18 protein-coding genes and 1 riboswitch are annotated in these 18849 nt (G+C 61.5%); of the genes, 4 read left to right on the plus strand and 14 right to left on the minus strand.

Features of this window, described 5'->3' with window-relative positions; genetic code table 11:
* Nucleotides 1-155 precede the first annotated feature (155 nt).
* From secA to ACR0NJ_RS15540, 3 genes are all read left to right on the plus strand, one after another.
* Nucleotides 156-2873 carry a preprotein translocase subunit SecA gene (secA, locus tag ACR0NJ_RS15530; protein WP_480818040.1) on the plus strand — a complete coding sequence of 906 codons (2718 nt, stop codon included), beginning with the start codon at nt 156-158 and terminating at the stop codon, nt 2871-2873.
* A 100-nt stretch (nt 2874-2973) separates the two neighbouring features.
* Nucleotides 2974-3900: a hypothetical protein gene (locus tag ACR0NJ_RS15535; protein ID WP_480818041.1), complete on the plus strand. Its 927-nt coding sequence runs from the start codon at nt 2974-2976 to the stop codon at nt 3898-3900.
* 24 nt (nt 3901-3924) lie between these two features.
* Nucleotides 3925-5481 carry a phosphate ABC transporter substrate-binding/OmpA family protein gene (locus tag ACR0NJ_RS15540; protein WP_480818042.1) on the plus strand — a complete coding sequence of 519 codons (1557 nt, stop codon included), beginning with the start codon at nt 3925-3927 and terminating at the stop codon, nt 5479-5481.
* Nucleotides 5482-5550: 69 nt separating this feature from the next.
* Here ACR0NJ_RS15540 and radC read toward each other — a convergent pair whose 3' ends face one another.
* The 13 genes from radC to dnaK all read right to left on the minus strand — a co-directional run bounded on the left by radC (nt 5551) and on the right by dnaK (nt 17156).
* A complete protein-coding gene (gene radC / locus ACR0NJ_RS15545; RefSeq protein ID WP_480818043.1) occupies nt 5551-6306 on the minus strand; it encodes a RadC family protein in 756 nt (251 codons plus the stop codon).
* Nucleotides 6307-6341: 35 nt separating this feature from the next.
* A complete protein-coding gene (locus ACR0NJ_RS15550) occupies nt 6342-7076 on the minus strand; it encodes an ABC transporter permease (protein WP_480818044.1) in 735 nt (244 codons plus the stop codon).
* Entirely contained in the window at nt 7073-7798 is a 726-nt protein-coding gene (locus ACR0NJ_RS15555; RefSeq protein ID WP_480818045.1) for an ABC transporter ATP-binding protein, read from the minus strand. The genes ACR0NJ_RS15550 and ACR0NJ_RS15555 overlap by 4 nt, the downstream gene beginning before the upstream one ends.
* Nucleotides 7795-8469: a thiaminase II gene (gene tenA, locus ACR0NJ_RS15560; RefSeq protein ID WP_480818046.1), complete on the minus strand. Its 675-nt coding sequence runs from the start codon at nt 8467-8469 to the stop codon at nt 7795-7797. Before tenA ends, ACR0NJ_RS15555 begins: the two co-directional genes overlap by 4 nt.
* A complete protein-coding gene (locus ACR0NJ_RS15565; RefSeq protein WP_480818047.1) occupies nt 8466-9401 on the minus strand; it encodes an ABC transporter substrate-binding protein in 936 nt (311 codons plus the stop codon). Before ACR0NJ_RS15565 ends, tenA begins: the two co-directional genes overlap by 4 nt.
* A 19-nt stretch (nt 9402-9420) precedes the next feature.
* Nucleotides 9421-10386 (minus strand): ThiF family adenylyltransferase, encoded by a 966-nt coding sequence (locus tag ACR0NJ_RS15570; protein ID WP_480818048.1) that lies wholly within the window; start codon nt 10384-10386, stop codon nt 9421-9423.
* Nucleotides 10383-10979 carry a thiamine phosphate synthase gene (locus ACR0NJ_RS15575; RefSeq protein WP_480818049.1) on the minus strand — a complete coding sequence of 199 codons (597 nt, stop codon included), beginning with the start codon at nt 10977-10979 and terminating at the stop codon, nt 10383-10385. The genes ACR0NJ_RS15570 and ACR0NJ_RS15575 overlap by 4 nt, the downstream gene beginning before the upstream one ends.
* Nucleotides 10976-11740 carry a thiazole synthase gene (locus ACR0NJ_RS15580; RefSeq protein WP_480818050.1) on the minus strand — a complete coding sequence of 255 codons (765 nt, stop codon included), beginning with the start codon at nt 11738-11740 and terminating at the stop codon, nt 10976-10978. The genes ACR0NJ_RS15575 and ACR0NJ_RS15580 overlap by 4 nt, the downstream gene beginning before the upstream one ends.
* 3 nt (nt 11741-11743) lie before the next feature.
* Nucleotides 11744-11938 carry a sulfur carrier protein ThiS gene (thiS, locus tag ACR0NJ_RS15585; RefSeq protein ID WP_480818051.1) on the minus strand — a complete coding sequence of 65 codons (195 nt, stop codon included), beginning with the start codon at nt 11936-11938 and terminating at the stop codon, nt 11744-11746.
* Nucleotides 11922-12899, minus strand: coding sequence for an FAD-dependent oxidoreductase (locus tag ACR0NJ_RS15590; protein WP_480818052.1), 978 nt, complete (start codon nt 12897-12899; stop codon nt 11922-11924). The genes thiS and ACR0NJ_RS15590 overlap by 17 nt, the downstream gene beginning before the upstream one ends.
* Nucleotides 12896-13699, minus strand: a complete 804-nt coding sequence (thiD, locus tag ACR0NJ_RS15595) for a bifunctional hydroxymethylpyrimidine kinase/phosphomethylpyrimidine kinase (protein WP_480818053.1) — start codon at nt 13697-13699, stop codon at nt 12896-12898. Before thiD ends, ACR0NJ_RS15590 begins: the two co-directional genes overlap by 4 nt.
* A 45-nt stretch (nt 13700-13744) precedes the next feature.
* Nucleotides 13745-13851, minus strand: a riboswitch (TPP riboswitch).
* A 174-nt stretch (nt 13852-14025) separates the two neighbouring features.
* Nucleotides 14026-15174, minus strand: a complete 1149-nt coding sequence (dnaJ, locus tag ACR0NJ_RS15600; protein WP_480818054.1) for a molecular chaperone DnaJ — start codon at nt 15172-15174, stop codon at nt 14026-14028.
* 74 nt (nt 15175-15248) lie between these two features.
* Entirely contained in the window at nt 15249-17156 is a 1908-nt protein-coding gene (dnaK, locus tag ACR0NJ_RS15605) for a molecular chaperone DnaK (RefSeq protein ID WP_480818055.1), read from the minus strand.
* 214 nt (nt 17157-17370) lie between these two features.
* On the opposite strand from dnaK, the gene ACR0NJ_RS15610 reads away from it, so the two are divergent.
* Nucleotides 17371-17973, plus strand: a complete 603-nt coding sequence (locus ACR0NJ_RS15610; protein ID WP_480818056.1) for an alpha-ketoglutarate-dependent dioxygenase AlkB family protein — start codon at nt 17371-17373, stop codon at nt 17971-17973.
* Here ACR0NJ_RS15610 and ACR0NJ_RS15615 read toward each other — a convergent pair.
* Nucleotides 17970-18791 (minus strand): ABC transporter permease, encoded by an 822-nt coding sequence (locus ACR0NJ_RS15615; protein ID WP_480818057.1) that lies wholly within the window; start codon nt 18789-18791, stop codon nt 17970-17972. The two genes, ACR0NJ_RS15610 and ACR0NJ_RS15615, sit on opposite strands and share 4 nt — an antisense overlap.
* Nucleotides 18792-18849: the final 58 nt, after the last annotated feature.

Here is an 18849-nt window from a genome sequence, read left to right on the forward strand (position 1 = left end):
CGCGACAGGGCGCAGCGTTGACACTCAGGAACCTGCCGCTTACATCGCCTTGAAGCCTTGGACAGGGCCGCCTTTCACCCCCCGTATCTATGGGTTGCGCGCAAGGTGGGCAAGCCTGTCGCAACCAAGACAAGAACAGATCCGCTGGAGTGAACATGCTGGGACTCGGAACGCTCGCCAAAAAGGTGTTCGGAACACCGAACGACCGCAAGATCAAGGCGACCCGCCCCCTGATCGAAAAGATCAACGCGCTGGAGCCCGAGTTCGAGAAAATGCCGGATGAGGCGCTGGTGGAAAAGACCGCCGAACTGCGCCAGCGGGCGCTGGATGGCGAGAACCTGGATACCCTGCTGCCCGAAGCGTTTGCCAATGTGCGTGAAGGCGCCCGCCGCGCGCTGGGGCTGCGCGCCTTTGACGTGCAGTTGATGGGTGGCGTGTTCCTGCATCAGGGCAATATCTCGGAAATGAAAACCGGTGAGGGCAAGACGCTGGTCGCGACCTTCCCGGCCTATCTGAACGCACTGACCGGCAAGGGCGTGCATATCGTCACCGTCAACGAATACCTGGCCAAGCGCGACGCGGAATGGATGGGCAAGGTGTTCGGGGCCGTAGGCATGACCACCGGCGTGATCTGGTCCGGTCAGGCGGATGCCGAGAAGATGGCCGCCTATAAATGCGACATCACCTACGCCACCAATAACGAACTTGGGTTCGATTACCTGCGCGACAACATGAAGGCCGATCTGGAGCAGGTCTATCAGAAGCACCACAATTTCGCGATTGTGGACGAAGTCGACTCAATCCTGATTGATGAGGCGCGGACGCCGCTGATCATCTCGGGTCCCTCGCAGGACCGGTCCGAGCTTTACACCGCCATCGACGCGCTGATCCCGACGCTGGGCGAGGGTCACTATTCCATCGACGAGAAATCGCGCAACGTGACCTTCACCGATGAAGGCAACGAGTTCCTTGAACAGCAATTGCTGTCCAACGGTCTGATCCCCGAAGGCCATTCGCTGTATGATCCCGAAAGCACCACTGTGGTGCATCACGTCAATCAAGGCCTGCGCGCACATAAGCTGTTCCAGCGCGACAAGGACTATATCGTCCGCGACGGCAACGTTGTCCTGATCGACGAATTCACCGGCCGGATGATGCCGGGCCGCCGCCTGTCCGAAGGTCTGCATCAGGCGATTGAGGCCAAGGAAGGCGTGCAAATTCAGCCGGAAAACGTGACGCTGGCCAGCGTGACCTTCCAGAACTATTTCCGCCTGTACAGCAAGCTGGGCGGCATGACCGGTACCGCCCTGACCGAGGCTGAGGAATTTGCCGAGATCTATGGCCTCGGCGTGGTCGAAGTTCCGACCAACAAACCGATTGCCCGCGAAGACAAGGACGATCAGGTCTATCGCACCGCGGTCGAGAAATACGGCGCGATGATCGAACAGACCAAAAAGGCGCAGGAAACCGGTCAGCCGGTTCTGCTGGGCACCACCTCGATCGAAAAATCCGAACTGCTGAGCCAGATGCTGACCAAAGAAGGCATCGAACATAACGTTCTGAACGCCCGCCAGCACGAGCAGGAAGCGCAGATCGTGGCCGATGCGGGCCGTCTGGGCGCGGTGACCATCGCCACAAACATGGCCGGGCGCGGCACCGACATTCAGTTGGGCGGCAACGTCGAAATGAAAGTGCTGCAGGCGCTGGCCGAAAACCCCGAGGCCGACCCAGCCGAGTTGCGCGCCGCGCAAGAGGCGCGCCATGCGGAAGAAAAGCAAAAGGTGCTCGAGGCCGGTGGCCTCTATGTTATGGCCTCGGAACGGCACGAAAGCCGCCGCATCGACAACCAGTTGCGGGGCCGCTCGGGCCGTCAGGGCGACCCGGGGCGCACAGTGTTCTACCTGAGCCTCGAAGACGACCTGATGCGCATCTTCGGCTCGGAACGGCTGGACAAGGTGCTGACCACGCTGGGCATGAAAGAGGGCGAAGCGATCATCCACCCCTGGGTGAACAAGTCGCTAGAACGGGCGCAATCAAAGGTCGAAGGCCGCAACTTCGACATGCGCAAGAACGTCCTGAAATTCGACGACGTGATGAACGATCAGCGGAAAGTGGTGTTCAGCCAGAGGCGCGAGATCATGTCGGCGGACGACCTGTCCGAGATCGTATCGGACATGCGCGAACAGGTGATCGACGACCTAATCGACGAATACATGCCGCCGAAATCCTATGCCGATCAGTGGGATACCGATGGCCTGCACGAGGCGGTCAAGGACAAGCTGACCATCGACGCGCCGGTTCAGGACTGGGCCGCCGAAGAAGGCGTCGATGACGAGCATATGCGCGAACGTCTGGTCAAGGCGGCGGATGAGATGATGGCGCAGAAGGCCGTCGCCTTTGGCCCCGAGAACATGCGCAACATCGAAAAGCAGGTGCTGCTGCAGACCATCGACGGCAAGTGGCGCGAACATCTGCTGACGCTGGAACATCTGCGCTCGGTCGTGGGTTTCCGGGGCTACGCCCAACGCGATCCACTGAACGAATACAAGAACGAAAGCTTCCAACTGTTCGAAAGCATGCTGGATTCCTTGCGCGAAACTGTGACCCAGCAATTGTCCCGCGTGCGCCCGCTGACCGAGGAAGAGCAAAAGGAAATGCTGGCGCAGATGGCGGCGCAGCAGGCCCAGACGCAAAAAGCGGTCGATCAGGCCGCGGAACGGGCCGAAGCGGTGGCCGAGGCCGAAGCCTCGGGAGATGCGCTGCCCGGCTTTGTCGAGGATGATCCGTCGACTTGGGGCAACCCGTCGCGCAACGACAAATGCCCCTGCGGATCAGGCAAGAAGTTCAAGCATTGCCATGGGCGGTTAACCTAACGTCACCTGACTGCAACCACAATCACTCCGTCTCGCGGCCACAAATTGGCCGCGATTCTTAAAGAAAGTGCGACTCGCTCCTTCAACTGGGGAGGGTGTTTTGTTTGTAGTCCGAAACTACGTGACCATGTGCGGCACAGTCGCCTGTGCTTTGGCCATTGGTTACATGATGCAGAATGGAACCGCTGCGCAGCCTGACGCTGCGACGCAGGGTGTTTCTGTTGCATCCGCCGAACAGGCCTCGGTCCTGGCGGGGCTGGACAGCTTTGCGCTGACCTCTTCCCCGTCCGCTGATGCCACCCCGGCCAGTGTTGCACCTAAAACCCGCAGTATTCAGATCACACCCGGCACCCAGCGCAAACGCGGCAATTGTGCGCTCAGCGCCAGGGCAACCGCGCTTCCCGGCGCCACCGCGCGCCTTGCGATCAAAGCCCCCTGTCACGGCAATGAACGGATCGAGATTCACCACAGCGGCCTGACCGTCACGCAGATGACGGATGACCGGGGCGCGTTGAACCTGACCATTCCGGCCCTGTCGGAATACGCAATCTTTCTGGTGTCCTTAGCGGACCAGACCGGGACCGTCGCCACCACGCATGTCACCGATATCGCGCAATATGACCGCGTTGCGCTGCAATGGCAGGGCGACACCAACCTGCAGATCCACGCGCTGGAATTTGGGGCCAGCTATGGCGCGCAGGGCCATGTCTGGGCCGATGAAAAGGCCAATGGCGCGGGCACCGTGGTGCATCTGGGCCACGCGGGCTTTGGCGACGCCAAGAATATCGAGGTCTATTCCTTCCCCGCAGGCCAGTCGGACCAGTCCGGCTCGATCGCTCTGACGGTCGAGGCGGAAGTCACCGAAACCAACTGCGGGCGCGACCTGAACGTGCAGTCGCTGGAATTGCGCGCCGACCGCCGCCTGCGCTCACGCGATCTGACACTGGCCCTGCCGGACTGTTCGCAGGCCGGTGAGTTTCTGGTGTTGAATAATCTGTTCCAAGACCTGACAATCGCGGCAAAGTAAACCGCGGGCAGGCTCGACACTCTCATGACATTTTTACGTGCTGCGATGGCTGCAGTGTTCTGGCTGGCATTGACCCTTGTGGCCGTTGCGCAGGACATCACCCTGACCTCGCATGACGGCAAGGTCGAGGTCACCGGCACTTTCCTGAGCTTTGACGGCGAATTCTACCGCGTCGATACGCAATTCGGAGAGTTGACGGTGGACGGCTCGGGCGTCACCTGCGACGGGCCCGCCTGCCCCAGCCTGACCGATTTCGTGGCTGAGCTGCGGTTTTCCGGCTCGTCCGTCATGGCTGAAACCGTTCTGCCCGCCCTGATCGTTGGCTTTGCCCGACACGAAGGGCTGACCGCCACGCCCAAACGCGTCAGCCCCGACACATTCATGTACGAGCTGCATAAGTCCGGGCGGCCCGCCCCCCTGGCGCGGCTGTTCTTTCGCGTTGGCACCACGGATCAGGGCTTTGCCGATCTGACCTCGAACGCCACCGACATCGTGATGGCCCTGCGCGAGATTCGCGACACTGAGCGTAACGCGGCAGAGGACGCGGGGCTGGGCGATCTGACACAGGCCCGCCGATCCCGGGTTGTGGCGCTGGACGCGATCGTGCCTGTGGTGGCCCCCGACAACATCCTGCAGCAGATATCGCTATCGGATCTGGCGCAGGTTCTGTCCGGCCAGATTACCAACTGGTCCGGGCTGGGCGGCCCCGACGCGCAAATTGCCCTGCACATGCCGGATCAGGGCTCGGGGCTGGCGCAAGCCGTGACCGATCAGCTTCTCGAGCCCGCAGGCGGGACTCTGGCCGAAACCGCGACCCGCCACAGCCGAAGCAGCGATCTGGTCCGCGCAGTGGCCAAGGACCCGTTTGCCATCGGCATCGCCTCTCAGGCTTCGGCCGATGCCGCGCGGATGTTACCGCTGACGGGCGGTTGCGGCCACGCGCTTGCCGCAACGCGCCAGTCGATCAAGACCGAGGACTACCCCCTGACCGCGCCGATGTTCCTGTACCTGCCCGCGCGGCGACTGCCCCGGATCGCTCGGCAATTCCTGGCCTATAGCCAAAGTGCCGATGCCCAGATGGCAATCCGGCAGGCGGGCTATGTGGACCAGTCGCCCGAGACGATGGGGATCGGCCTGCAGGGCAATCGCCTGTCCAACGCCATCGTCAATGGCGGGGCCGAGGTGGGGCTGGAAGAACTGCAGCGCATGATCGAAACGCTGCGACCGATGTCGCGCCTGTCGCTGTCGTTCCGTTTTGAACCCGGCTCGTCGCGCCCGGATGCGCAGTCGCGGTCGAACATCCAGCACCTGGCGCAAGCACTCGAAACCGGGTCGATCAACGCCCGCAAACTGGTGTTTGCCGGGTTCAGCGATGGCGACGGCGCGGCCTCCGCCAATTCCAGAATCGCCCTGCGCCGGGCGCAAACCGTGCGCAATGCCGTGCTGGCCGCCGTCGAAACCGACATTTCCGACAGCATCGAGATCACTGTGGAAGGCTTCGGCGAAGCCATGCCGATGGCCTGCGACGACACCGAGTGGGGCCGCAAGGTCAACCGCCGGGTCGAGGTCTGGATGCAATAACCCCTTCTTCTTGTTCCAAATACGGTGGGGGGTGAATTGGCCCATCGGGCCAAGAGGGGGCTACGCTCCCTACAAATACCCCTGCGACCGAAAGCTCAGTTCGGTCGATTTCCCGATGATCAGGTGATCATGCAGGGTCAGGCCCAGCGCGACGCACGCATCCTGTATCCGGTTGGTCATATCGATATCCGATTGCGACGGCGTCGGATCCCCCGACGGGTGGTTATGCACCAGGATCAGCGCCGAGGCGTTTAGCTCCAGCGCCCGTTTCGCCACCTCGCGCGGATAGACCGGCACATGATCGACAGTGCCCTTGGCCTGTTCCTCATCCGCGATCAGCACGTTCTTGCGATCCAGATAGAACACCCGGAACTGCTCGGTCTCGCGATGGGCCATTGTCGTGTGGCAATAGTCCACCAGCGCATCCCAGCCCGAGATCACATGCCGCTGCATCACCCGCGCACGGGCCATGCGATGGGCACAAGCCTCAAGGATTTTAAGATCGGTGATCACCGTATCGCCCACGCCTTTGATCTGGCGCAGCCGCTCCTCGGGCGCGGTCAGGACGCGGTTGAAGTCGCCGAACGTGTCCATCAACGCGCGCGCCAGCGGTTTCACGTCTTGCCGCGGGATGGAGCGGAACAGGACCAGTTCCAACAGCTCATAATCCGGCATCGCGGACGACCCGCCCGCCATGAACCGTTCGCGCAGCCGCTTGCGGTGGTCTTTGATGTAGGAGGGTAACCGACCAACGGACAGCGGCTGCGCGGGCGCTTCGTCCGTATCGAACAGCATGGGGGCTTCGGCAAAGGCGTCCTGTGTCATGGGCCTACCCTGACGCAGAATCGGTTTCCAAGTGGTTAACGCGCCTCACCCGCCATGCGCGCTGTGGCGCGGCGGATAATCATGTGCAACACAATCGAGAACGCGCCCAGCGTCAGCATCGCGGCAAACATCAGATCGGTCTTGGCGCGACCATTGGCCAGCAGCATCAGATAGCCCAACCCCTGCGAAGAGCCGACCCATTCCCCAATCACCGCCCCAATCGGCGCATAAACCGCCGCGAGGCGCATCCCGGAAGCAAGCGAAGGCAAAGCGGCGGGAATGCGGATATGCCACAAAACGCTGCGCGGGCTCGCCTGCATGGTGCGGGCCAAGTCCAGATAGCCCGCAGGGGTTCGCATCAGCCCATCGAAGAAGGACGAGGTGATCGGGAAATAGATGATCAGAACAGCCATAGCGACCTTGGACCAGAGGCCATAACCCAGCCACAGGGTCAGCAGCGGCGCCAAAGCAAAGACCGGCAGCGCCTGCGTAAACACCAGCATCGGCTGCACCAGCACACGCGCTGCGCGGGAATTTGCCAGTTGCAAAGCCGTCACCACGCCCAACACGGTTCCGACGGCCAGGCCGATGACCACCTCGACCGCCGTGATCCATGTGTGCTCGGCGATCAGCCAGCGGTTCTGCCACCAAGTCTCGGCAACCAGCGCGGGGCCGGGCAGGATGAATTTCGGCAACCCGGTCAGGCTGACAATCGCCTGCCAGACGGCCAGTGCAAAGACGGTTGCTGCAAGGGCCGAGAGGACTTTCATGCCGCTTCCCGCAGCAGCTTGAGCAACGCGCCTTGCGTTTCCAACGTCTCAAGATCGTCCACATGGCGCGGCGCGGGGGCTGCGGGCGGATCACAGGGCGTCAGGCCGTGCTGCGTCATCACCATGATGGACTGCCCCAGACGCGCGGCCTCGGCTGGGTCATGGGTGACCAGCAGGACGGTGCGGCCCTGCAATACCTCGGCAGCCAGATCCTGCATGTCGGCACGGGTGCGGGCGTCGAGGGCTGAAAAGGGCTCATCCAGCAGAACGATGGGGCGGTCCTCCATCAGCGTGCGGGCGAGGGCCACGCGTTGCCGCTGACCCCCCGAAAGCTCAGCCGGTTTCTTGGTCAGGTGATCCTGCAGGCGCATCCGCTCGATCAGCCGGTCCCGGCGGTCCAGATCGACTGTTTCACCTCGCAAGCGCGCGCCCAGCGAGACATTCTGCGCCACTGTCGCCCAAGGCAACAACAGATCGTCCTGCGCCATATAGGCCACGCGCTCGGGTACTGGCTGGCCGTCGCTGGCGCTGATCTGACCGCTGAATTTGGCCCCCGTCTCCAAACCGGCAATCAGCCGCAGAACGGTAGTCTTGCCCACGCCCGATCCGCCCAGCAGGCAAGTCCACGCCCCGGACCCGAGGGTCAGGGTCAACGGTGCAAACAAAGTCGCGCCGTCGATAGTGGCCGTGCCGCTGATGGTCAGATCGGGCGCAGGGGTCATGGGGTCAGGCCCATTTGCCAGAAATTGACCTCTAGCTCGGTCGCGGTGCGGAAGGTTTGGCACAGGCGATCCCAGCGCGGTGAGGTCTCGAAATCCGCCCCGATACGTCGTGTTAGAGCCTGATCAAGCAATTCTCCAACCGCCTGACACGCGCCTTGGTAATCCTCACCGGCATAGGTGTTGATCCAGTCGCGATAGGTGTCCGAGGTCGCCTCAACCGCCAACCGCGCGCCGATCTCGCCATAGCCCATCACGCAGGGCGCAAGCGCCGCCAGCAGGTCGAGCAGATCACCGCTGTACCCGGCCTCGAGCACGAAGCGGGTATAGGCCAGATTCTCGGCGCGTTCGGGGGTTGCAAACAGGTCCTCTCGCGAGATCCCTGCCGCCTCGCAAATGCCGATATGCAGCTGCATTTCCTCAGCGACCAGTGCATTCACGGTGCCCACGGCAGTCAGCATCTCGGAATGCGTTTCCGATTTCACCACCGCCAGCGCCCAGGCGCGCGAGAAATGGATCAGGAACACATAATCCTGCCGCAGATAATGCAGGAACGCCGCACGCGGCAGCGTTCCATCCTTCAACCCTTCGACAAAGGCGTGGCGGGTATAGTCCCGCCACGGGCCCTGCGCGGCATCCCGCATCAGGGCGAAGGCTTTGCCATACCCGCTCATTGCGCGGTCACGTCGATGGCGATGTCGCTGACCGGGTTGATGCTGTCGATCATGCCGCTGTCCTTCAGGAAGGCCTCGAACCGCGCATAGCGACCGGCCTCAAGGCCCGCGGGGCGCAGGGCAAAGCGCGGCAGCGTGTCGACCCAGGCGCGGGCGTTCAGTTCGTCCTGCAATTCGGGAGACGTGGCCGAGAAGATCTCCCAGCTTTTTTCAGGGTTGTTGACGATGTATTGGGTCGCCTTCTCGGTCGCGGCGAGGAAGCGGGTGACCTTGTCGATATCCATCGTCTCGGGGTTGGCGACGTAAATCAGTTCGTCATAGGGCGGCACGCCTTCTTCCTCGATATAGAAACAGGTGCCGGGGACGCCCTCGATATCCATCTGGTTCAGCTCAAAGTTCCGGTACGCACCGATCACCGCATCCACCTGACCGGACATCAGCGAAGGCGACAGCGAGAAGTTCACGTTGATCATCTCAACCTCATCCAGTGTCACACCGTATTTGCCCAGAACGGTGCCCAGAACGGCCTCTTCCACGCCTGCGACGGAAAAGCCGATCTTCTTGCCTTTGAGGTCGGCGGGCGATTTGATCGGGCCATCCTGCAGCACCAGCAGGCAGTTCAGAGGGGTCGCGACCAGCGTGCCGACGCGTTTCAGCGGCAGGCCTTCGTGGATTTGCAGGTGCAGTTGCGGCTGGTAAGACACGGCCAGATCGGCCTGACCAGCGGCCACCAGACGCGGCGGAGCGGAGGGATCGGCGGGCGGGACAATCTCGACCTCAAGCCCCTGCTCGGCGAAATAGCCGTTTTCCTGCGCCACGATGATGGGGCCGTGATCGGGGTTGATGAACCAGTCCAGCAGGACAGTCATCCTGTCCTCGGCCCAGGCGGGCGCGGCGGCCAGCAGGGCAATTGCAGCGATCAGTTTCTTCATATCTCGCGTTTCCTTTTTCTCACGAGGTTGAGGCCGCGACGAGGACAATCTCGCCCGGCCAATCCGGTTCAATCTGTTCAGCTGCGCGCCACGCGCGCAGGCCGGTGGCACAACACAGCGCCAGTCGTTTTCCCTTGTTAGGGTCTATTTTGTGGACGTTATTTGGTGAGATACGCACCGCCCTGGGGTGCACAGGGGTCGGTGCTTCGTCGGGGTCCCGCAGTTCGATGATCTGGTCCTCGGCCGTCAGTTGAATGGCCGAGAGAAAGCGGAAACAGCTATTGGGTTCGGGGGCATCATCAAAGCGGAACCCACTGCTACGTAAGGTGCGGCCATCATATTGCACCATCTGACCCAGAGGCGACGGATCGATGCCCAAAATCAGATTCAACGCCATCTGCGCCTGCATCGCGCCGATGGTTCCAACCACCGGGCCCAGAACGCCTGCGGTCGCGCAACTGGCCCCACTCTCGGGCGCATCAGGGAACAGCGCCCGCAACGACGGAGCGCCACCACAGAAGCCACCGACATAACCCGACAGCCCAAGAACCGAGGCGCTGATCAACGGTTTGCCCTGCGCCAGACAGGTATCCGACAGGATATAGCTGGCCGCATAGCTGTCGGCGCAATCGATAATCACGTCTGCTTGCGCCACCAAATGAGCAGCATTTTTACTTGTTAGAGCCTGTTTTTGACCGATAACCTCGATCTGACCGTTGAGTGCGCGGCACCGATCCGCAGCAATCTCGGCTTTGGGCTGGCCGCAATCCGCCTCGGTAAACAAGGTCTGGCGGTGCAGGTTCGACAGGTCGACCGTATCCCCATCCGCAATGGTGATCCGCCCGACGCCGGCGCCCGCCAGCAAAGGCAAGACCGGCGCAGCCAGCCCTCCGGCCCCCACCACCAGCACCCGCGCGGACGACAGGCGCGCCTGCCCCTTGGGCCCGACCTCGGGCAGCAGGGTTTGGCGGGCATAGCGGCTCATCTGGTGACCTCGATCCACTGACGCACCCGCGCCTCGGGGTCGTCGTTCAAGGTGATATCCGTAACCACCGAGACAATATCCGCACCCGCCTGTAACACACCCGGCGCGCGTTCCACGCTCATCCCGCCGATCCCGACCAGAGGGATATCGCCAACGCGCGCCTTCCATTCGGTCACACGCGGCAGGCCCTGCTGATGCCATTTCATCTTTTTCAGGATGGTCGGATAGACCGGGCCCAGCGCGACATAATCCGGATCCATGGCCAGTACCCGCTCAAGCTCATCATCGTCATGGGTCGAGACGCCCAGCTTCAGACCGGCCCTGCGGATGGATTTCAGATCGGCGTCATCCAGATCCTCTTGCCCCAAGTGAATCCAGTCGCAGCCCAGATCAATTGCTGCCTGCCAGTAGTCGTTTACCACCAGCACCGCGCCATGATCCCGGCACAGGTCTAGCGACGTGGCGATCTGATCGCGCACCACTTCCTCGGGCTGATCCTTGATGCGCAATTGCACCAGCTTCACGCCCAAAGGCAGCATTCGCCGCAACCAGTCCGAGTGATCAAAGATCGGATAGAAACGGTCCAACGTCATGACAGAAAGGCCTTTCCGATCACAGGGGTCGAGGGTTCGGCCATATCGCGCGCCTCAATCGGGTCGGCCTGATGAGCCAGTTGCCCGGCCTCGATCGCGCGCATCATGGCGCGGGCCATCATCGCCGGGTCTCCGGCGCGGGCTACAGCGGTGTTCAGCAGAACGGCGTCATAGCCCAGTTCCATCGCATGCGTGGCGTGACTGGGCAGGCCGATACCTGCGTCGACGACCAGCGGCACATCGGGAAATTCCGCCCGCATCGCGCGCAGGGCGTATTCATTGTTCAACCCCCGCCCCGAGCCAATCGGCGCGCCCCAGGGCATCAGCACCTCGCACCCGGCGGCCAGCAGACGCTCGCCCACGATCAGATCGTCGGTGGTGTAGGGGAAGACCTGAAAGCCGTCCTCGGTCAGAATGCGCGCGGCCTCGACCAGTTGGAACACGTCTGGCTGCAGGCTGTCGGTGTGGCCGATCAGTTCCAGCTTGATCCAGTTTGTGTCGAACACCTCGCGCGCCATCTGGGCGGTTGTCACCGCCTCTTTCACTGTATGGCATCCGGCCGTGTTGGGCAGGATCAGCACGCCAAGGTCCTGAATCATCTGCCAAAACGTCTGCCCCGCCCCGGATTCGCGCCGCAGAGACACCGTGGCCACCCCTGCGCCGCTGTCGCGGAAGGCCTGTTCGAGGATCGCGGGACTGGGATATTGCGCGGTGCCCAGCATCAGCGGGTTGGGCAGTTCGGTGCCGTAAAACCTTTTCATCCGTCAGCCCCCTTGCATCGGCGCGACCACTTCGACGCGATCACCATCGGCCAGTTGATGGGCGATGCGCAGGCTTGAGGGCACAAAGCTTTCGTTCACCGCCGTGGCGACGCGGCCCGAGAAGCCGCATTCCTCCAACAATTCCGCCAGCGTCGCGGCCTGCACCTCGCACGCCTCGCCGTTAAGCACGATCTTCATCGACCATCTCCGAATGTTTGTTCTCAAGCGCCAGATCGGCCACGCCTTGCGCCAGCGCCGGGGCCAGCAGGTAGCCGTGGCGATAGAGGCCATTGGCATAGATCGTCCGCCCAAGTCGCCGGATACGCGGTAAATTGTCGGGGAAAGCGGGGCGCAGATCGACGCCGATCTCCAGCACTTCGGCCTCACCAAAAGCCGGGTTCAGCGCATAGGCCGCGCTGAGCAGTTCCAGCATCGAGCGTGCGGTGATGCGGCTGCTATCCTCAGATTCGATCATCGTCGCGCCCAGCATGTAGATGCCATCACCCCGCGGCACGATATAGAGCGGCATCCGTGGGTGCAGCAGCCGCACGGGCCGGGTCAGGGTCACGTCCGGGCAGCGGATCACCAGCATCTCACCCTTCACGCCGCGCAGATCATGCAGCACCTCACGGGCATGCAAGCCGCGGCAATCGATGGCCTGGTCCAGTCGGGCGGGGGCGAGTTTCCGGTGAAACGTGACGCCCTTGTCCTTCAGGTCGCCGTACAGGTCGCGCAACGCCTGTCGCGGCTCCACATGCGCTTCGTCCTTGAAATAGAGGCCCTTGCCGAACCCGTGCAGATCAGACTCTAAATCGCTGATTTCTGCCTGATCTACATCCTGAAACCCCTGCGTCCGGCGCGCAAACCGGCGCAGGTCCGGCACATCGCGCGTATTGGCAACCACCAATGTCCCCCGCCGCTGCACCGCGGTCCGGGCCGCCCACCAGTCGATAGCCTGCTGGCCCAGCCGCAAGACAGGCTCCTCGGCGTTTTCATACTCGCACCACGGCGCCAGCATCCCACCAGCCCACCACGAACACCCGTGCGGGCCCGGAGGACCGCCGGGATCGAACACCTGCACCGCCGTCCCGCGCGAGACAAGCTCGCTGGCGACCGCCAATCCGGCCACACCCGCGCCTATGACGGACCAGACGGTCACGCAGGCCAGATCCGATGGAAGTGATGCACGGGGCCGTGCCCCTGCCCGATCCTCAGATCGTCCGCCGCCGAAATCGCGCCTTGCAGATAGTGATGCGCCTGCGCCACCGCGTCGGTCAGGGACAGATCTTGGGCCAGCCCCGCAGCGATCGACGAAGACAAGGTGCAACCCGTGCCGTGGGTATTCTTCGTGTCCTGTCGCGGCGCTTGGAATTCCCCCACCACACCCGAGCTATCCATCAAAAGGTCATGACAGACATCCCCGGCCCCATGCCCGCCTTTCATCAGAACGGACTTCGCCCCCAGCCCGCACAGCGCAAGGCCTTGCGCGATCATATCTTCCGGCGTCTCGGCAGAGGGTTGATCCAGCAGGCGCGCCGCCTCCGGTAGGTTCGGTGTCAGCACCGTCGCGCGCGGCAGCAGGACTTCGCGCAGAGTCTGCACCGCTTCATCAGCCAGCAGCGCGTCCCCTGATTTCGCGATCATCACCGGGTCCAGCACAATGGGTCCCTCGAATTCCGAAATCGCCCCTGCGACGGCGTGAATGATCTCGGGCGTGGCCAGCATCCCGATCTTGATCGCGCGCACGTCCAGATCGCCAAGAACCGCATCGATCTGCGCGGTGATGACATCCAGCGGGATGCCATGCACCGCTGTCACGGCCTGCGTGTTCTGCGCGGTCACAGCGGTAATCACACTGGCCCCATAGACACCTAGCGCCGACATGGCTTTCAGGTCTGCCTGAATCCCGGCTCCGCCGCCGCTGTCCGACCCGGCAATCGTCATCGCAATAGGTGCCATCCGTGTGCTCCATCTCTGTTGGGCAACGGGGGCGTGGAAAACGTCTGACGTGTTAAGACCGTTCCCTCCGCCGGAATTGCCCGGATCAGGTTCGATGGGTTGATGCAGCCGCACCTCTCAGCCCTTTCAAAAGGGCACCCCAACGGTTGGCGCGGAACATCTCAGGCGCAGCACAAAGAATCAAGGGGTTTTTGCGAGGCTCTGCCTCGCGCTCCGGGATATTTTTGGCCAGATGAAGAACGGATCCCCTGCTTCATCTGGCTCTAAATATCCCGGGGGAGTCGCGGCCTGACGCGGCGGGGGCAGAGCCCCCGAATTCCGACCTATCAGCCTTTCATTCCATCCCAGAAGGATTTGACGGATGAGAAAAAGCTTTTCGATTCCGGATGGTTGTCTTCCCCCAGATCATCAAATTCTTTCAGCAGTTCTTTCTGGCGGCTGGTCAGGTTGACCGGCGTTTCTACGGCCAGCTCGATGAACATGTCGCCGACACTCCCACCACGCAGAGCGGGCATGCCCTTGCCACGCAAGCGCATCTGGCGGCCAGACTGACTGCCTGCAGGAATCTGTACGCGACCGCGGCCGCCATCGATTGTCGGCACTTCGATCGAACCGCCAAGTGCCGCCTTGGCCATACTGACCGGCACGCGGCAATAGAGGTTCACGCTGTCGCGTTCGAACAGTTTGTGGTCCGAGACCTCGACAAAGATATAGAGATCGCCCGGAGGGCCGCCGCGCATTCCGGCTTCGCCTTCGCCCGCAAGGCGGATGCGGGTGCCGGTTTCGACCCCTGCGGGGATGTTGACGGACAGGGCGCGTTCTTTTTCGACGCGACCTGCGCCATTGCATGATTTGCAGGGGTTCTTGATGATCTGGCCCAGACCGGAACAGGTTGGACATGTCCGTTCAACGGTGAAGAAGCCCTGCTGCGCACGGACCTTACCCATCCCAGAACAAGTGGGACAGGTAGTCGGTTCGACACCGCCTTCGGCGCCCGAACCGTCACAGGCCGAACAGGCCACGGCGGCGGGCACATTGATGGTTTTCTGCAGGCCGGAAAAAGCCTCTTCCAGCGTCACGCGCAGGTTGTAGCGCAGGTCGGACCCGCGCGCGGCGCGGCGTCCACCGCCACCGCGTTGCTGACCACCCATGAAATCGCCGAACAGGTCATCGAACACGTCCGAGAAGGCGCTGGAGAAATCGCCCTGACCGAAGCCGCCGCCGGGACGGCCACCGCCACCCATGCCGTTTTCAAAGGCGGCGTGGCCAAAGCGGTCATAGGCGGCTTTTTTGTCTGCATCGCGCAACACGTCATAAGCCTCGTTGGCTTCCTTGAACTGCGCCTCGGCATCCGGGTTGTCTTTGTTGCGGTCGGGATGCAGTTCCTTGGCCTTCTTGCGAAAACCCTTTTTGATCTCGTCCGCCGATGCGCCCTTGGCTACGCCGAGCACATCGTAATAGTCGCGTTTTGACATCAGTGTTTCCTTATGCCTCAACGTATTTGGGCCGGCCCGGTGTCCGGACCGGCCCGCATTGGCCCGGTTACCCGTTAGTTACGCTTGTCGTCGTCCAGATCTTCGAACTCGGCGTCGACAATGTCATCATCGCCAGGAGCCGCATCCGCAGCTGCGGGCTCTTCTTCGCCCTCTTCGGCCTCCGCCTTGTAGATGGCTTCACCCAGCTTCATCGCAGCCTCAGTCACGTTCTGGATGCCGGACTTGATCTTGTCGGCATTTTCAGTTTCCAGTTCGTCCTTCAGTGCGGCAATGGCCAGCTCGATGGCTTCGATGGTGGTCGGGTCGACCTTGTCGGCGTGTTCCTCCATCGACTTCTCGGTCGAGTGGATCAGGCTTTCCGCCTGGTTCTTGGCGTCGACCAGCTCGCGGCGTTCCTTGTCGGCTTCCGCGTTCTCTTCGGCGTCCTTGACCATCTTTTCGATATCGTCATCGGACAGACCGCCCGAGGCCTGAATGGTGATCTTCTGCTCTTTGCCCGTACCTTTGTCCTTGGCCGAAACCGAGACAATACCGTTGGCGTCGATGTCAAAAGTCACCTCGATCTGAGGCATGCCGCGGGGTGCGGGCGGGATGTCTTCGAGGTTGAACTGACCCAGGATCTTGTTGTCCGCAGCCATTTCACGCTCACCCTGGAACACGCGGATGGTCACGGCGTTCTGGTTGTCTTCGGCGGTCGAGAAGACCTGAGACTTCTTGGTCGGAATTGTCGTGTTGCGGTCGATCAGGCGGGTGAACACGCCACCCAGCGTCTCGATGCCCAGCGACAGCGGGGTCACGTCCAGCAGAACCACGTCTTTGACGTCGCCCTGCAGAACACCAGCCTGAATGGCGGCGCCCATGGCAACCACTTCGTCCGGGTTCACACCTTTATGCGGCTCTTTACCGAAGAATTTGGTGACCTCTTCGATGACTTTCGGCATCCGGGTCATACCACCGACCAGAACGACCTCATCGACGTCGCCAGCCGACAGGCCTGCGTCTTTCAGGGCCGCCTGACAGGGCTTCATCGACTTTTTGATCAGGTCCGCAACCAACGATTCCAGCTTGGCACGGGTCAGTTTCATGACCATGTGCAGCGGCTGGCCGTTCGAACCCATCGAGATGAACGGTTGGTTGATTTCGGTTTGCGAGGTCGAGGACAGCTCGATCTTGGCTTTCTCAGCGGCTTCTTTCAGACGCTGCAGGGCCATCTTATCGGCAGACAGATCGACGCCATGTTCCTTTTTGAACTCATCCGCCAGGTAGTTGACGATGCGCATGTCAAAGTCTTCACCACCAAGGAAGGTGTCACCATTGGTCGATTTAACCTCGAACAGACCGTCGTCGATTTCCAGAATGGTCACGTCGAAGGTACCGCCGCCAAGGTCATAAACCGCAATGGTTTGGGTTTCTTCCTTGTCCAGACCATAGGCCAGAGCAGCCGCTGTCGGTTCGTTGATGATCCGCAGCACTTCCAAACCGGCGATTTTACCGGCGTCTTTGGTGGCCTGACGCTGCGCGTCGTTGAAGTATGCGGGAACGGTGATGACCGCCTGTGTGACGTCCTCACCCAGATAGCTTTCTGCGGTTTCCTTCATCTTGCCAAGCGTGAAGGCCGAGATCTGGCTCGGGGAGTACTTTTCACCGCGGGCTTCCACCCATGCGTCGCCATTGCCGCCATCGACGATGGCGTACGGCACCATTTTCTTGTCTTTTTCGACTTCGGCATCATCCACGCGACGACCGATCAGACGCTTGACGCCAAAGATCGTGTTGTCGGGGTTGGTGACCGCCTGACGTTTTGCAGGCTGACCGACCAGACGCTCATCTTCGGTGAAGGCGACGATCGATGGCGTGGTCCGCGCCCCTTCGGCATTTTCGATGACCTTCGGCTGCGAGCCGTCCATGATGGCCACACACGAGTTGGTGGTGCCGAGGTCAATCCCGATTACTTTTCCCATTTTTGCAATCCCTTTCTCTTCAAGGCGATGTCCCGAGGGCCGGACCCGTTACGGCATCCTGTCCCCGATCTGATGTGCGCGACAGCACTACACCATCGCGCGTCCCGGCGTATATAAGGGCCAGACCAAGGGCCTGCAAGCACCGTAAAACGCAGGTTTTCGGGAATCTGAGGCCTTTTTTGGCAAGGATTTGGAAAGGAATGGGGTTTCTGGAATGACGCGGCTGCTTTTGCGGGATTTCGACATCAGAAAGGGCTATCTGGATGGGGCTGCTCAGACGCGGCTGATCGACCTGCTGCGCCCGATTCTGAAAACTGCGCCGCTGTTTCGCCCGGTGACGCCCTCGGGCAAGGAAATGTCGGTGCGCATGACCTCGGCCGGGGCGCTGGGTTGGGTCACGGACAAAGGCGGGTATCGATATCAGTCCGAACACCCCAAGGGCGGCACGTGGCCGGGTATACCAAACCCGATCCTTGATATCTGGCGCGATCTTGTCAGCACAGATCGTGCGCCGGATTGCTGCTTGATCAACTATTATGGCGAAGGCGCGCGGATGGGTCTGCATCAGGACAAGGACGAGGCGGATTTTTCCTGGCCGGTCCTGTCCGTCTCGCTGGGCGATGATGCGCTGTTCCGGATCGGCAACCTGACGCGCGGCGGCAAGACCGAATCCCTCTGGCTGAATTCAGGCGATGTAGTGATCATGGGGGGACCGGCCCGACTGGCCTATCACGGGGTGGACCGTATCCGGTTCGGATCATCCAAGCTGTTGCCGAAAGGCGGGCGGATCAACCTGACGATGCGGGTGGCAAACTAGCGCCGGGCGTTCCAGCTTTTCGAGACATGCTGGCGGGTGTAGAACTCGGCCAGCAGCCCGATCATCAGCAAGGCAATCCCAACCCACAGCGCATATTCCCAACTGGTGTTGCGTGGAAAATAATTGCGGAACACAAAGCCGCGGCATTGATCGATCACGTGAAACAGCGGGTTCCAGGCAAACATCATCAAAAGCCCCCCGCCCAGCGCGTTGGCGACAAACATCTTGCCGGAAAACACCATGTTCATACGGCGGTAGATATTGCTGAGCATGCCTGCGGTTGTAGGAAACCACGGTTTCATCGCCATAAAAACCAGGCCCACGGCGCAGCCGGTGAACCAGGCCAGGATCAGCATCGCAAAAGCACCGCCGGGGTCCTGCATCTCCAGCGGCGCAACGCCGACACTGTAGACAAACAGGATCACCAGAATGGACATCAACTGCTTGTACAGCGTGCCAAACGCGGCGGACAGGATCATCACCATCGCGTTCATCGGTGAATGCAACATCATCGGATTGTTTTGCCCGCCCAGCTTAGACAGCGCGCTGACGCCCTGAATATGAGTCATGAACAGGAAAACGCCGGACAGAAGATACAGAATGAACTCCCCCCGGATTTTCGCCACGCGCGTGCCCATGAAGGACATGATCAGATAGAACACCATTGCCATCAGGACGATCTGCAGAATGTTCAGCACAATCGCCACAACCGCATTCGAATGCCTGGCGCGCACATCACGCACAACGCCGTGGAACACCAGTTCCGCCGTGGTGAACGCACCGCCCAGCAGCGTTTTGTTGCGGTCGAAATAGAACACGTGGTGGGTCTTTCCTGCTTGGTTGCCCTCAATCTGGCATCATTGTCTTGCCGTTCCG

The sequence above is a fragment of the Ruegeria sp. F11 genome (assembly GCF_056533855.1).

Bases quoted from the DNA above. Each gene is read 5' to 3' on its own strand.
- ACR0NJ_RS15580 (WP_480818050.1), bottom strand. From the start codon at position 11,740: ATGAAAAGGTTTTACGGCACCGAACTGCCCAACCCGCTGATGCTGGGC.
- tenA (WP_480818046.1), bottom strand. From the start codon at position 8,469: ATGAGCGGGTATGGCAAAGCCTTCGCCCTGATGCGGGATGCCGCGCAG.
- secA (WP_480818040.1), top strand. From the start codon at position 156: ATGCTGGGACTCGGAACGCTCGCCAAAAAGGTGTTCGGAACACCGAAC.
- dnaK (WP_480818055.1), bottom strand. From the start codon at position 17,156: ATGGGAAAAGTAATCGGGATTGACCTCGGCACCACCAACTCGTGTGTG.
- ACR0NJ_RS15570 (WP_480818048.1), bottom strand. From the start codon at position 10,386: ATGAGCCGCTATGCCCGCCAAACCCTGCTGCCCGAGGTCGGGCCCAAG.
- ACR0NJ_RS15565 (WP_480818047.1), bottom strand. From the start codon at position 9,401: ATGAAGAAACTGATCGCTGCAATTGCCCTGCTGGCCGCCGCGCCCGCC.
- ACR0NJ_RS15550 (WP_480818044.1), bottom strand. From the start codon at position 7,076: ATGAAAGTCCTCTCGGCCCTTGCAGCAACCGTCTTTGCACTGGCCGTC.
- thiD (WP_480818053.1), bottom strand. From the start codon at position 13,699: ATGGCACCTATTGCGATGACGATTGCCGGGTCGGACAGCGGCGGCGGA.
- ACR0NJ_RS15540 (WP_480818042.1), top strand. From the start codon at position 3,925: ATGACATTTTTACGTGCTGCGATGGCTGCAGTGTTCTGGCTGGCATTG.
- dnaJ (WP_480818054.1), bottom strand. From the start codon at position 15,174: ATGTCAAAACGCGACTATTACGATGTGCTCGGCGTAGCCAAGGGCGCA.
- ACR0NJ_RS15610 (WP_480818056.1), top strand. From the start codon at position 17,371: ATGACGCGGCTGCTTTTGCGGGATTTCGACATCAGAAAGGGCTATCTG.
- radC (WP_480818043.1), bottom strand. From the start codon at position 6,306: ATGACACAGGACGCCTTTGCCGAAGCCCCCATGCTGTTCGATACGGAC.
- ACR0NJ_RS15555 (WP_480818045.1), bottom strand. From the start codon at position 7,798: ATGACCCCTGCGCCCGATCTGACCATCAGCGGCACGGCCACTATCGAC.
- thiS (WP_480818051.1), bottom strand. From the start codon at position 11,938: ATGAAGATCGTGCTTAACGGCGAGGCGTGCGAGGTGCAGGCCGCGACG.
- ACR0NJ_RS15575 (WP_480818049.1), bottom strand. From the start codon at position 10,979: ATGACGTTGGACCGTTTCTATCCGATCTTTGATCACTCGGACTGGTTG.